Annotated in this window: 10 protein-coding genes; 3 read left to right on the top strand and 7 right to left on the bottom strand. The window is 71.3% G+C overall.

Annotated elements, in window-relative coordinates; all coding sequences use genetic code 11:
- Positions 1-62: 62 nt before the first annotated feature.
- Together QTQ03_RS13720 and QTQ03_RS13715 are read left to right on the top strand one after the other, a co-directional pair.
- Positions 63-1,025, top strand: coding sequence for a zinc-binding dehydrogenase (locus QTQ03_RS13720; RefSeq protein WP_289278366.1), 963 nt, complete (start codon positions 63-65; stop codon positions 1,023-1,025).
- A gap of 66 nt (positions 1,026-1,091) precedes the next feature.
- Entirely contained in the window at positions 1,092-2,234 is a 1,143-nt protein-coding gene (locus QTQ03_RS13715) for an IS701 family transposase (protein WP_289279559.1), read from the top strand.
- A gap of 239 nt (positions 2,235-2,473) precedes the next feature.
- Here the strand turns inward: QTQ03_RS13715 and QTQ03_RS13710 are convergent, their stop codons facing one another.
- Entirely contained in the window at positions 2,474-3,454 is a 981-nt protein-coding gene (locus QTQ03_RS13710; protein ID WP_289278365.1) for an alpha/beta hydrolase family protein, read from the bottom strand.
- A gap of 190 nt (positions 3,455-3,644) precedes the next feature.
- Between QTQ03_RS13710 and QTQ03_RS13705 the strand changes: the two genes are divergently transcribed.
- Positions 3,645-3,815, top strand: coding sequence for a hypothetical protein (locus tag QTQ03_RS13705; RefSeq protein ID WP_289278364.1), 171 nt, complete (start codon positions 3,645-3,647; stop codon positions 3,813-3,815).
- Positions 3,816-3,827: 12 nt separating this feature from the next.
- Here QTQ03_RS13705 and QTQ03_RS13700 read toward each other — a convergent pair whose 3' ends face one another.
- The 6 genes from QTQ03_RS13700 to QTQ03_RS13675 form a co-directional block, all read right to left on the bottom strand.
- The gene (locus QTQ03_RS13700; protein WP_289278363.1) at positions 3,828-4,943 is read right to left on the bottom strand and encodes an acetate kinase; all 1,116 of its coding nucleotides are present in this window, start codon (positions 4,941-4,943) and stop codon (positions 3,828-3,830) included.
- 76 nt (positions 4,944-5,019) lie between these two features.
- Positions 5,020-7,092, bottom strand: coding sequence for a phosphate acetyltransferase (gene pta / locus QTQ03_RS13695; protein ID WP_289278362.1), 2,073 nt, complete (start codon positions 7,090-7,092; stop codon positions 5,020-5,022).
- 63 nt (positions 7,093-7,155) lie between these two features.
- Positions 7,156-7,335: a DUF6104 family protein gene (locus QTQ03_RS13690; protein ID WP_289278361.1), complete on the bottom strand. Its 180-nt coding sequence runs from the start codon at positions 7,333-7,335 to the stop codon at positions 7,156-7,158.
- 69 nt (positions 7,336-7,404) lie between these two features.
- Positions 7,405-11,172, bottom strand: a complete 3,768-nt coding sequence (locus QTQ03_RS13685) for a multifunctional oxoglutarate decarboxylase/oxoglutarate dehydrogenase thiamine pyrophosphate-binding subunit/dihydrolipoyllysine-residue succinyltransferase subunit (RefSeq protein WP_289278360.1) — start codon at positions 11,170-11,172, stop codon at positions 7,405-7,407.
- Between the two features lie 267 nt (positions 11,173-11,439).
- Entirely contained in the window at positions 11,440-12,261 is an 822-nt protein-coding gene (locus tag QTQ03_RS13680) for a DUF2705 family protein (protein ID WP_289278359.1), read from the bottom strand.
- Positions 12,258-13,190 (bottom strand): ABC transporter ATP-binding protein, encoded by a 933-nt coding sequence (locus QTQ03_RS13675; protein WP_289278358.1) that lies wholly within the window; start codon positions 13,188-13,190, stop codon positions 12,258-12,260. The genes QTQ03_RS13680 and QTQ03_RS13675 overlap by 4 nt, the downstream gene beginning before the upstream one ends.
- Between the last annotated feature and the right edge of the window lie 65 nt (positions 13,191-13,255).

The raw sequence follows: 13,255 nt of genomic DNA, 5'->3' as shown, positions 1-13,255 counted from the left end.
GCGGAATTCTCTTCCTGCCGAGGCGGCAGGGGCCCTTCTTGTCGCCCGCCCAGCTTGTTACCGTGCCGATCATGCGTGCCGCCTTCGCCTCCCGTTTCGACGACGCCAACCCGCTCGCCGCGCTCACCGTCGGTGAGCGGCCCGAGCCGGCGCACCCGGACGACGACTGGGTGACCATCGAGGTCACCGCCAGCTCGCTCAACCACCACGACCTGTGGTCGCTGCGCGGCGTCGGGCTCGGGGAGGAACAGCTGCCGATGATCCTGGGCTGCGACGCGGCCGGGCTCGACCCGGACGGCAACCCGGTGGTCGTCTACCCGGTGGTCCCCACCCCGGGTGACCCGCGCGGGGTCTCCATCCTCTCCGAGCACTTCCCGGGCACGCTGGCCGAGCGGGTGGCCGTCCCCCGGGCGAACCTGCTGCCGCTGCCGGCCGGCCTGGCAGCGACGGACGCGGCCTGCCTGCCCACGGCCTGGCTGACCGCCTGGCGGATGCTCACCACCAAGGGTCGGGCGGACGAGGCTGAGGCCGTGTTGGTGCAGGGCGCCGGCGGGGGCGTCGCCACGGCGGCCGTCGCGCTCGCCGCCGCGATGGGCAAGCGGGTGTACGCGACCAGCCGCGACGCGGCCAAACGGGAGCGCATCACGGCGCTCGGCGCGATCGCGGTCGAGCCGGGTGCCCGACTGCCGGAGCGGGTCGACGTGGTGATCGAGACAGTCGGCGCGGCGACCTTCGACCACTCGCTGAAGTCCGCCGCGCCGATGGCCCGGATCGTCGTCTCCGGCGCCACCGCCGGGCACGAGCCGAAGGTCAACCTGCGGCGGGTCTTCGCGATGCAGCTGGAGATCCTGGGCACCTCGATGGGCACCACGGACGAGCTGACCGCCCTGCTGGCCTTCTGCGCCGAGCGCGCGGTACGCCCGGTGGTGGACAGCGTCGTGCCGTTCTCGACGGTCGAGGCCGCGTTCGCCCGCCTGCACTCCGGCGAGGTCTTCGGCAAGGTGGTCGTCGACCACACCGCCTAATACTGCAACGGCGGGTCGTGGCTTCGGGTGCTGATCATTCGTTGGTTGGTTGTGGTGGATGCGCGGGTGGTCGGGTCGTGGGATGCCGGGTTGGAGGAGTTGTTCTTCCGGTTCGCGCATCGGTTTGAGCGGGTGGAGCCGCGGCGGCGGGCATGGGCGTATGTGCGGGGGCTACTGGCACCGTTGGAGCGGCGTAACGGCTGGACCCTCGCGGAGCAGGCTGGGCATGTGTCGCCGGACGGGTTGCAGGGCATGTTGTGCAGCGCGGCGTGGGATCGGGACGCGGTCCGCGATGACGTGCGCGATTACGTGGTGGACCAGATCGGCGATGCGGCCGGGGTGCTCATCGCTGACGAGACGGGGTTCGTCAAGAAGGGCCGTGCGTCGGCGGGGGTCCAACGGCAGTATTCGGGTACGGCGGGCAAGACCGAGAACTGCCAGATCGGCACGTTCCTGTGCTACGCCACGCCGCGGGGTCGGGCGTTGATCGATCGGGAGTTGTACCTGCCCAAGTCGTGGACCGGTGATCGGGACCGGTGCCGGCGCTCGGCGATCCCGGACGCCGTCGGGTTCGCGACCAAGCCGCAGCAGGCGCAGGCCATGCTGGAGCGGGCGGTCACCGCGGGGGTGCCGTTTTCGTGGTTCACGGCCGATGAGGCCTACGGGCAGAACCCTGGCCTGCGGGGCTGGTTGGAGGATCGGGACATCGCGTACGTGATGGCCACCCGACGCGACGATCGGGTGCCCTCCGGGCTGCACACCACCACCGGTGTCGACGAGCTGATCGGCAGGGTGCGTGCGGGCGCGTGGCAACGACTGTCGTGTGGTGACGGCGCGCACGGGCCGCGCCGCTACGACTGGGCTCGGCTGCCGATCCGCCGCACCTTTGCCCACGGCCGCCGCGGCTGGGTCCTGGCCCGACGCTCGATCACGGATCCCGGCGACATCGCCTACTACGTCTGCTTCGGCCCCCGCGGCACCCGACTACGCGACCTGGTGCGGGTCGCCGGTAGCCGTTGGTCGGTGGAGGAATCGTTCCAGACCGCGAAGAACGAGGTCGGCCTGGACCAGTACCAGGTCCGCCGCTACGACGCCTGGTACGCCCACATCACCCTCGCGATGGCCGCCGCCGCGTTCCTCGTCGTCACCCGCGCCCTCGAAGCCGCAAAGGGGGCACCACCGCAAACGAGCGCAGCCAGATCCCGCTGAGCAGCAACGAAATCCGCCGCCTGTTCGCCCACCTCGTCCTGACCACCCGCCGTCGAGCCGACCACATCCTGCGCTGGTCCGACTTCCGCCGTCGCCGCCAGGAACAAGCCCGAGCCGCCCACTACCGCAAACGACTCAAACCGCCATAAGTCACGACCCGCCGTTGCAGTACTAAGCGTGCGGAAGGCCCCCCCTCACACCATCGGACCTCGCACACCATCCGACGACCAGCGGGACCCTCACAAACGGTTGTCGAGGACGGCGACGTCGCCGCCATCTGCGCTGGCGGGAATACGCCGCTTCGCGGCCTCGTCGCCGTACAACGTCCAGCGCAGGAACTCGATCGTGGTGTCGGAGACCACCCTCAGCGACACGCCGTCGCCGAGCAGGCCCCGCCCGTGGTCGCCCCGCGGGAAGCTGAGCATCGCCTTCGGCCAGGGCACCTGGTCGTACACGGCCTTGCCGGCGGCATGATCGACCACCTCGTCCGCCTCGCCGTGCACGAACAGCTGGGGAGCGGCGGCGCCGGCGAACGCCGTGCCCACGCCCAGGGCGGTGCCCGCGAACACCACCCCCGCGTCGAGTCGCTCGTCCCGGCCGGTGGTGAACAGACCGATCGTGGTCACCCCGCCCGCGGAGTGGCCGGCCGCCGCCACCCGGTCGGTGGCCAGCCGATCGTGTAGCGGATCGTCGGCCCGGCGGTCGAGGGCGAGCACCTGCGTGAGGGCGTACGACACGTCCGCGGGCTGGTTGAGCACGTCGAGCACGTTGCCGTCACCGCCCCGCGCCGTGTGCGGAAAGGTCGGGGCGGCCACCACGAACCCGGCGGCCGCCCAGCGGGTCAGCAGCGGCGCGTAGTCCGCCGGCCGCCCGCCGAGGCCGTGGCTGAACATGACCACGGGGAAGCGGCCCGCCGCCGCTTCCCCTGCCCGTCGTGGCTGGCCGCCCGCCTCCCCAGCCGCCGGATACCAGACGCTCACCGGCAGCTTCCGGGTGCCGTCGCGGGTCAGGTCGAGGTGGCGTACGCCCACCGCGAAGCTCCGCCCGGGCGCGCTGCCGGCGAACGCCGCCGCGCCAGCGGTCGGCGACCCGGCCGGGGCGCTGGCGGCGGGTGGGGCGGTCGGGGCGGCGGCGCGCCCACGGACGTCCGCAGAGCACCCGGTCAGACCGGCCGCGACCAGGGCACCGGCGAGGAGGGCCGGGGTGAGGCGACGCGACATGGCTCGATTGTGCCTCGCCCGCGCCCAGCGGTCGGATCCACCGCAGGTGTCCGGGCTCCCGGCCGACCCCGCCTTCCGTCCGGAAGCGCGCGCCACCCGGCTGGATCACCTCCACCGGCCGGCTCGACTTGGGGGCGCCGCGCCAACCGGCAACCGCGCACGTCGAGGGGCCTTCGCTAGGGTCGGCAGCATGTCTGGGAACTACTCCGACCCGAGCGGCAACACCGAGGCGTTCCGCGCCTTCGCGAACACGCCCGAGCCGGCTGCGCCGACCGCCGTCAACCGGACGCCCCGGCTCGTCGGCGCCGCCGTGGTCGCGGTCGTGCTGGTCGCCCTGGCCGCCTGGCTGGCCCTCAGCTGAGCCTGCGGGGCGTCAGCCCGCGCCCGCCACCTCGCGGGCGGCGCGGGCGATCTCCCGCTCCTCGTCGGTGCCGATCACGCAGACCGTCACCTCGGCGCCGTCCGGGGAGATGACGCGGTCGCCGCTGCCGGCGTTGCGGTCGGGGGCGACCGCGATGCCCAGCCGTTCCAGCCCGGCCAGCGCGGTCGCGCGCACCGGGGCGGCATGCTCGCCGACGCCCGCGGTGAAGGTGACCGCGTCCACCCGGCCGAGCAGCGCGTAGTAGGCCCCGACGTAGCTGGTGATCCGCCGGCAGTACACATCGAAGGCGAGGGCCGCGGCCCCGTCCCCGTCGGCCCGGCGCGACAGCACCTCTCGCATGTCGTTGGCGCCGGTCAGCCCGAGCAGGCCGCTGCGGTGGTTCAGCAGGTCGTCGATCTCATCGACGCCCAGGTCGCCCTCCCGCCGCAGGTGGAAGATCACCGTCGGGTCCAGGTCGCCGCTGCGGGTGCCCATCACCAGGCCTTCCAGCGGGGACATACCCATCGAGGTGGCCACGCTCCGCCCGCCGGCGACGGCGGCGGCGCTGGCCCCGTTACCCAGGTGCAGGGTGATGGTGTTGATGTCCTCGTACCGGCGGCCCAGCAGCTCCGCGGTGCGCCGGGAGACGTACGCGTGTGACGTGCCGTGGAAGCCGTAGCGCCGGATGCCGTACCGCGCGGCGGTATCCCGGTCGATCGCGTACGTGGCGGCGGACTCGGGCAGCGTGGTGTGGAAGGCGGTGTCGAAGACGGCGACCTGCGGCACGGCCGGCAGCGCCGCCCGGGCGACCTCGATGCCGGCCAGGTTGGCGGGGTTGTGCAGTGGCGCCAGCGGCACCAGTTCCCGGACGGCGGCGAGCACCTCGTCGTCGATCAGGACCGGCTCGCCGAAACGCCGCCCGCCGTGTACCACCCGGTGCCCGACGGCGACGAGCCCGGTCAGGTCGATCCCGTCGAGGATCCGCCTTACCGCCGTCCGGTGGTCGGCCGGGCCGCCGTCAGGCTCGCCGATCCGTTCGACGGTACCCTTCCCGCGTACCTCGTCGCCGTCGTAGAGCCGCCACTTCACCGACGACGACCCACAGTTGAGGACCAGTACCCGGCTCATGCCGGCACTGCGTTTCGCTGCGTGCCGGCACGAGGCACCGAGGCGCCGAGTCGATGATCCGCTCGCTGACGCTCGCTCATGAAGACTCCCCGGCCTGGATCGCGGTAATCGCGACCGTGTTGACGATGTCCGGGACGGTGGCACCCCGGGAGAGGTCGTTCACCGGCCGGCGCAGGCCCTGCATGACCGGCCCGACCGCCACCGCCCCGGCCGAGCGCTGCACCGCCTTGTACGTGTTGTTGCCGGTGTTGAGGTCGGGGAAGATGAAAACCGTGGCCCGGCCGGCGACCGCGCTGCCGGGCAGCTTCGTCGCCGCCACCGCCGGGTCGATCGCGGCGTCATACTGGATCGGACCCTCGACCAGCAGCTCGGGCCGGTGCTCCCGGACCAGCCGGGTGGCCCCCGCGACCTTCTCCACATCCGCGCCGGCGCCGGATCTGCCGGTGGAGTACGACAGCATGGCGACCCGTGGCTCGATGCCGAACCGGGCGGCGGTGTCGGCCGACGAGATCGCGATGTCGGCGAGCTGGGCGGCGTCCGGGTCGCGGTTGACCGCACAGTCGCCGTATACCAGCACCCGGTCGGCGAGCAGCATGAAGAAGACACTGGAGGCGATGGAGACCGCCGGTACGGTCCGGATGATCTCGAAGGCTGGACGGATGGTGGCAGCCGTGGTGTGGGTGGCACCGGAGACCATGCCGTGCGCGTGCCCGGTCTGCACCATCATGGTGCCGAAGTAGTTCGGCTGCGCCACGATGTCGTGGGCCAGATCCAGCGTGACGCCCCGGTGGGCGCGCAGCCTCGCGTACGTGGCGGCGAACTCGTCGCGCCACTCGCTGGTGACCGGGTCCACCACCCGCGCGCCGGCAATGTCGACGCCCAGCTCGCGAACGCGGCGGGCGATGTCGTCAGGCCTGCCGAGCAGGGTCAGATCGGCGACGCCCCGGCGCAGCAGGATCTCCGCCGCCCGCAGGACCCGCTCCTCACCGCCCTCCGGCAGCACCAGGTGCCGGCGCTGCGCGCGGGCCCGGTCGATCAGGTCATACTCGAACATCAGCGGGGTGACCCGCTCGGAGCGGCTGACCCGCAGCCGGCGGGCCAGGTCGTCGGTGTCCACGCAGCGCTCGAAGGCGCCGAGCGCGGCCTCCACCTTGCGCGGGTTGCCCGCGCTGGGCCGGCCCTCGATGCGGCTGGACGCGGCGACCGTGTCGTAGCTGTCGCTGGGCACGGAGAGCACGGCGAGGCCGGTATTCAGCCTCTGCACCAGCCGCATCACCCGCGGGTCGGGCCGCTCGCCGAGAGTGAGTACCAGCCCGGCCACCGAAACCTGACCGGCGACGTGTGCGGCGCTGGCGGCCACCAGGAGGTCCGCCCGATCGCCCGGCGTGATCACCAGCGCTCCCTCGGCGAGGTGGTCCAGCAGGGTTGGGACGTGGGCCGCGCCGACAACGTAATCGAGCACGTCCCGGCTGAGCGCGGTGTCGTCGCCGGCGAGCAGGGTGGCGCCGAGCGCCGCCGCCACCTCGGCCACCGTCGGTGCCGACACGGTCGGTACCTCCGGGATGACGTACGCCGGCACCGGCAGATCGGGCAGCGACATTGGTCCGGGCACCCGGTTGGCGACCACCGCCAGCACCGTGGCCCGCAGGTCCGCCAGATCGTGGTACACCCCGCGTGTCGCCGCCGCGATCGCCGCCGGCTCCTGCCCGTACCCGTCGACGACGGGGACCACGACGCTGCCGAACTCGGTGGCCAGCCGGGCGTTGAAGGCCAGCTCGCGGGGGCCGGCGCCGTCGCCGCCGTCGGCGAAGTCGCTGCCCACCACGACCATCGCCGGGCAGTGCCGTTCGACCTCCCGGTACCGCTCGACGATCTCCGAGATCAGCTGCTCCCGCCGCCCGTCGGCGACCAGGGCGGTGGCCTCGGCGTAGGTGGTGCCGGCCAGCTCGTCGAGTGGCAGCTCGATCCGGTAGCGGTCGACGAGCAGGGCGAGGATGGGATCCGGCGCGGTGCCGGCGACCAGCGGCCGGAACACTCCGATCCGCCCGACCTGCCGCGACAGCAGCTCTGCCAGGCCGAGGGCGACGGTCGACTTGCCCCCGCCGGAGGACACACTGGTCAGGTACACACTCCGTGCCACGCCATCCACCCTAGGAGATCACGCAGCCCCCCGCCCGGGTCCTCCGACCCGACCCGCCCGCACCCGGGCGGGCTACTCGTCGTCCTCGTCGTCGAGGCGGGCCAGGTAGGTGGCGAAACGTTCGACGGGGGCCTCGAACTCGGGGTTCAGGTCGACGAAGTCGCGGAGGCGCTCGGCGAGCCACTCGATGCTGACCTGCTCGTCGCCGCGGCGTTCGACCAGTTCCTCGATCCCACGGTCGGTGAAGTACATGTGCGTTCCTCGTCTGTCAGCGGCGCGCAACGGGGCGGGGACCGCGGTCCCCGCCCCGTTTGCCGTCCGTTACGGGCGGGGGAGGGCCGCCTCGATCAGCGCGCTCTGCTCGACGTCGTGCATCTTGGCCGAGCCGACCGCCGGGGCGGCGGCCGCCGGGCGGGAGATGCGACGCAGCCGGACCCCGTCGAGGTGCTCCAGCATGTTCAGCGCGACGAACGACCAGGCGCCCTGGTTGGCCGGTTCCTCCTGCACCCAGGCGAAGTCCTCCGCGTTCGGGTACGCCGCGAGGGCGGCCCGGATCTCCTCGACCGGGATCGGGTACAACTGCTCGACCCGGACGATCGCGGTGTCGGTGACGCCGCGCTCCTGCCGGGCCTGGAACAGGTCGTAGTAGACCTTGCCTGAGCAGAGCAGCACCCGCTTCACCTGCTCCGGTGCCGGGGCGCCACCGTCGGGCAGCACCGGTTGGAACGTACCGGTGGTGAAGTCCTCGACCTTCGAGATGCAGAGTCGGTGGCGCAGCAGCGACTTCGGCGTGAACACCACCAGCGGCTTCCGCTTCGGCGACAGGGCCTGGCGGCGCAGCAGGTGGAAGTAGCTCGCCGGGGTGGTCGGGATGGCCACCCGCATGTTGTCCTCGGCGCACAGCTGGAGGAACCGCTCCGGGCGGCCGGAGGTGTGGTCCGGGCCCTGGCCCTCGTGGCCGTGCGGCAGCAGCAGGGTCACCGCGGAGCGCTGGCCCCACTTCACCTCACCGGAGGAGATGAACTCGTCGATCACCAACTGGGCGCCGTTGACGAAGTCACCGAACTGGGCCTCCCAGCAGACCAGCGCGTCGATGTTCTCCACCGAGTAGCCGTACTCGAAGCCCATCGCCGCGTACTCGGACAACAGCGAGTCGTGCACGAAGAACCGGGACCGGTCGCCGCCGACGGTGAGCGACTTCAGTGGCAGGTAGTCGTCGCCGGTCTCCGCGACGACCGAGGCGTGCCGCTGCACGAAGGTGCCGCGGCGCGAGTCCTGACCGGCGAGCCGGACGGTCACCCCGTCGTGCAGCAGCGAACCGAAAGCGATGACCTCGCCGAAGCCCCAGTCGATGTTGCCCTCGACGGACATCTTGGCCCGCCGGTCGAGCAGCTGCTGGATCCGCTTGTGTGGGGTGAAGCCCTCCGGCAGGTTGACGTGCGCGTCCCCGATGGCCCGGATGACGGAGACGTCGGTGGCGGTGTCCACCTGCGGCTCCGGCTCGGCCTCCCGCTTGGGGCGGCTGAGCCGGCGGGGCGTGGTGGCGGCGTCGCGGGTGGCCTTGAAGACCCGCTCCAGCTGCGCTTGGTAGTCGCGCAGCAGCTCCTCCGCGTCCTCCACGGTGATGTCACCGCGTCCGATCAGCTCTTCGGTGTAGAGCTTGCGGACCGACCGTTTCGAGTCGATGATCTTGTACATCTGGGGGTTGGACATCGACGGGTCGTCGCCCTCGTTGTGCCCGCGTCGCCGGTAGCAGACCATGTCGATGACGACGTCCTTGTTGAACGCCTGCCGGTACTCGAAGGCCAGCCGGGCCACCCGGACCACGGCCTCCGGGTCGTCGCCGTTGACGTGGAAGATCGGCGCCTGGATCATCCGGGCGACATCGGTGCTGTAGAGGCTGGACCGGCTGTACTCCGGGGCGGTGGTGAAACCGACCTGGTTGTTGACCACCACGTGCACGGTGCCGCCGGTGCGGTAGCCGCGCAGTTGGGACAGGTTGAGCGTCTCGGCGACCACGCCCTGGCCGGCGAAGGCGGCGTCACCGTGCACCGCCAGCGGCAGCACGGTGTAGCCCTCCAGCTTCAGGTCGATCCGGTCCTGCTTGGCCCGGACGATGCCCTCCAGCACCGGGTCGACGGCCTCCAGGTGCGACGGGTTCGCCACCACCGAGACCTTGACCGCGTGCGCGCCGTCCGGGGTGGTGAACTTGCCGTTCTGGCCGAGGTGGTACTTCACGTCGCCGGATCCCTGGGTGGAACGCGGGTCCAGGTGGCCCTCGAACTCGGAGAAGATCTTCTCGTACGGCTTGCCCACGATGTTGGCCAGCACGTTGAGCCGGCCGCGGTGGGCCATGCCGATGACGACCTCGTCCAGCCCGCCCTCGGCTGAGGACTCCAGCACCTCACCCAGCAGCGGGATCAGCGACTCGCCGCCCTCCAGCGAGAAGCGCTTCTGCCCGACGTACTTGGTCTGCAGGAAGGTCTCGAACGCCTCGGCCGCGTTGAGCCGGTTGAGCACGTGCTTCTGCTCGTCGACCGAGGGCTTCTCGTACTTGCGTTCGATCCGCTCCTGGATCCAGCGCCGCTCCTCCGGGTCCTGGATGTGCATGTACTCGATGCCGACCCGGCGACAGTACGAGTCGCGCAGCACGCCGAGGATCTCGCGTAGCTTCATCCGCTGCTTGCCGGCGAAACCGTTCACCGGGAACTCGCGGTCCAGGTCCCACAGCGTCAGCCCGTGCTGGAGCACGTCCAGATCGGGGTGTTTGCGGATCTTGAACTCCAGCGGATCGGTGTCGGCCATCAGGTGACCGCGCACCCGGTACGCGTGGATCAGCTCGTGCACCCGGGCCGTCTTGTTGATCTGGCCCTCGTTGTTGATGGCCACGTCCCGCATCCACCGCACCGGCTCGTACGGGATGCGCAGCGAGGTGAAGATCTGGTCGTAGAAGCCGTGCTCGCCGAGCAGCAGCTCGTGCATCACCTTCAGGAACTCGCCGGACTGCGCGCCCTGGATGATCCGGTGGTCGTAGGTGCTGGTCAGGGTGATGACCTTGCTGACCGCCAGCTCGGCCAGGGTGGCCTCGCTCATGCCCTGGTACGGCGCCGGGTACTCCATCGCGCCGACGCCGACGATCGCGCTCTGGCCGGTCATCAGCCGGGGCATCGAGTGCACGGTACCGATGCCGCCCGGGTTGGTCAGCGAGATGGTGGTGCCGACGTAGTCGTCCATGGTCAGCTCGTTGCGCCGAGCCCGCCGGACCACGTCCTCGTATGCCTGCCAGAACTGTCGGAAGTCCATCTGCTCGCAGGCCTTGATGGACGGAACCACCAGGTTGCGGCTGCCGTCCGGCTTGGTCAGGTCGATCGCGATGCCCAGGTTGACGTGCTCCGGGCGGATCAGCGCCGGCTTGCCGTCGACCTCGGCGTACGAGTTGTTCATCTCCGGGTGCGCGACCAGCGCCCGGACCAGCGCGTACCCGATCAGGTGGGTGAAGCTGACCTTGCCGCCCCGTCCGCGGGCGAGGTGATTGTTGATCACGATGCGGTTGTCCACCAGCAGTTTCGCCGGGACGGCGCGTACGCTGGTCGCCGTCGGCACGCTGAGTGACGCGTCCATGTTCTGAACGATCTTGGCGGCGACGCCGCGCAGCGGCGTGGTCTGCGGGCCGGCCATGGTCGGCGCGGCGGCCGGCTTCGCGGGGGCCGTGGCGGGCGCCGGCTTTGCCGGGGCCGTGGCGGGCGCGGGCTTTGCCGGGGCCGTGGCGGGCGCGGGCTTCGCGGGGGCCTTGGCCGCGGGGGCCTTTGCCGGGGCCGGCTTTACCTCGGCCGTCCGCTCCGGTGGCTTCGCGGCGGCGGCCCCCGGTCGACCGGCCTCCTCGGGTGCGGCGGGCTTCGGTGCGGCCGGTTCGGCGGTGGGCGCACCGGCGACTACCGGCCCGGGCCGGTAGTCGGCGAAGAAGTCGTGCCAGGCCGGGTCGACACTGGTGGGGTCGGTGAGGTACCGCTGGTACATCTCCTCGACGATCCACTCGTTCGGGCCGAAACCCGCCAGTGGGTTCTCCTGCGAAGTCTGCTGGGTCGACACGGCCGGTAATCGCCTCTTTCACGCGGGTCTGAGTGTCACGCGGTGCGCCTGTTCCTGCGGGCGCGAGTCGGATCCAAGGCTACGCCGTACGGGACCTACCGGCATTTCCGGCTCCACCGGGTGGTCCGTTTCACAGAAGATGCCAGAAGTTCAGTAAACCCTGCGTGTTCGGTCAACTGCTGGTAAACGCCGGGTGTCATCCCCGCCCGGTTCGGCGGGGCTGCGGCCACCGCGGCGGGGGCGGCGCGTCGCCACCCCCGCCGCGGGTCAGGAGATGTCCCGTCGGCGCAGCGTCAGCGTGCCGACCACGCCGGCCACCACCGCGTAGCCGACCAGCACCGCGGCGCCCGCCCACCGCGGCGGATTGCCCGGGAAGTCGCCCCCGGTGACCATCAGGCTGGAGGCGAGGGACGGAACCAGGAGCTGAACGTTGTTGATCCAGTCGCCGAAGCTGGCGGCCAGCGTGCTGATGACGATGACCGCCCCGATCGTGCCGCCCAGGTAGAGCAGGATGCCGGTGACGGTGGCGCCGACCTGGCTGCGGATCAGCACACCGATGCCGACGCCGAGGATCGCCCAGAGCAGGTACGCCAGCGCGTTGAGCCCGACAGCCTCCCAGACGGCGCCGCCGTACCGCGCGCCCACCCCGACAGCCTCCAGCACCGCCGAGCCGGCCAGCAGGTTCGCGCTGGTCGTGAGCAGCCAGAAGACCAGCCCCAGCAGGGCCGTGGCGGCCAGCTTGGCCAGCATGACGGCGCTCCGGTGCGGGGTGGTGAGGAACGTGGTGGTGACGGTCTGGTGGAAGAACTCGTTGGTCACCACGAGGATGCCGAGCAGCATCACCATCAGCAGGCCGAAGAACTGCCCGTTGGTGTAGAGGTTCGCGGCCAGGTTGTCCGGCTGGGAGGCTGCCGCCACCACGTCGGCCTGATTCTCTGGCGCCTCGCCGAAGTCGCCGTTGGCCAGCCCGTCGGTCTGGAGATAGTTGAAGAACAGGGCCAAGCCCCAGAGCGGCAGATAGGTCAGGGTCAGGATCCACCAGATGCTGGTGCTGCGGACCTTGAGTAGTTCGGCTCGGACGAGGTTCATCGGATGCCTGCCTTTCCGGCCGTCAGCTCCAGGAAGACACCCTCCAGGTCGGGGCGTTCCGTGGTGAGTTCGTGCAGCTCGACGCCGGCGGCGAGGGCTGCCTTGCCGACCGTCGGCGCGTCCACGCCGCCGATCAGCAGGTCGCCGTCATCGCCGACGTCCACCGTGGCCGAGGCGCCCTTCAACGCGGTCGTGAGCGCGTCGGCCTGCGGGGTGCGGACCCGCACCCGGACACCCTGCGCCATCGAGCCGATCACCTGGTCCACCGGTCCCTGGCGGACCAGCCGGCCGGCGGCGATGATCACCACGTCGTCGGCGAGGAGTTGCATCTCGGACAGCAGGTGGCTGGAGACCAGGACCGTGCGCCCCTCGGCGGCCAGGTTCTTGAGGAACCCACGCATCCACCGGATGCCCTCCGGGTCGAGCCCGTTCGCCGGCTCGTCCAGGATCAGCACCCGCGGGTCGCCGAGCATCGCGGCGGCGATGCCCAGGCGCTGCTTCATGCCCAGCGAGTAGCCCTTGAACTTCCGCTTTGCGGCCGGCGTCAGCCCGACCAGCGCCAGCGCCTCCTCGGCGCGCGATGCCGGCAGGCCGGCCGCCGCGCAGATCACCCGCAGGTGGTTGATCCCGGTGCGGCCCTTGTGCGCGCTGGACGCCTCCAGCACCGCGCCCACGTGCCGCAGCGGGTCCGTCAGGTCGGCGTACCGGTGCCCACCGATGGTCGCCTGTCCACCGGTCGGGGTGACCAGGTTCAGCAGCATGCGGAGCGTGGTCGTCTTGCCGGCGCCGTTCGGGCCGAGGAAGCCGGTGACCCGGCCCGGCTCGATCGTGAACGACAGGTTGTCGACCGCGCGGACGTTGCGGTAGATCTTGGTCAGGCCGGACACCACGATCTGGCCGTCGGTGGGGCTTCGCTGCCCGTCAGACATTCTTCTCCCTCGGGTGCGTTGGGTGCGCCGGTGCACAGCGTGGTCGGCCAGCGCAAGCAGGTCAA

The sequence above is a fragment of the Micromonospora sp. WMMA1363 genome (genome assembly GCF_030345795.1).
Lineage (GTDB): Bacteria > Actinomycetota > Actinomycetes > Mycobacteriales > Micromonosporaceae > Micromonospora.
Note: the sequence above shows the minus strand (reverse complement) of the source record. Positions and strands in the feature narration are given on the sequence as shown.

Excerpts from the sequence above, each read along its gene's own strand:
- QTQ03_RS13710 (WP_289278365.1), bottom strand. The coding sequence starts at position 3,454 with ATGTCGCGTCGCCTCACCCCGGCCCTCCTCGCCGGTGCCCTGGTCGCG.
- QTQ03_RS13705 (WP_289278364.1), top strand. The coding sequence starts at position 3,645 with ATGTCTGGGAACTACTCCGACCCGAGCGGCAACACCGAGGCGTTCCGC.
- QTQ03_RS13700 (WP_289278363.1), bottom strand. The coding sequence starts at position 4,943 with ATGAGCCGGGTACTGGTCCTCAACTGTGGGTCGTCGTCGGTGAAGTGG.
- QTQ03_RS13690 (WP_289278361.1), bottom strand. The coding sequence starts at position 7,335 with ATGTACTTCACCGACCGTGGGATCGAGGAACTGGTCGAACGCCGCGGC.
- QTQ03_RS13680 (WP_289278359.1), bottom strand. The coding sequence starts at position 12,261 with ATGAACCTCGTCCGAGCCGAACTACTCAAGGTCCGCAGCACCAGCATC.
- QTQ03_RS13675 (WP_289278358.1), bottom strand. The coding sequence starts at position 13,190 with ATGTCTGACGGGCAGCGAAGCCCCACCGACGGCCAGATCGTGGTGTCC.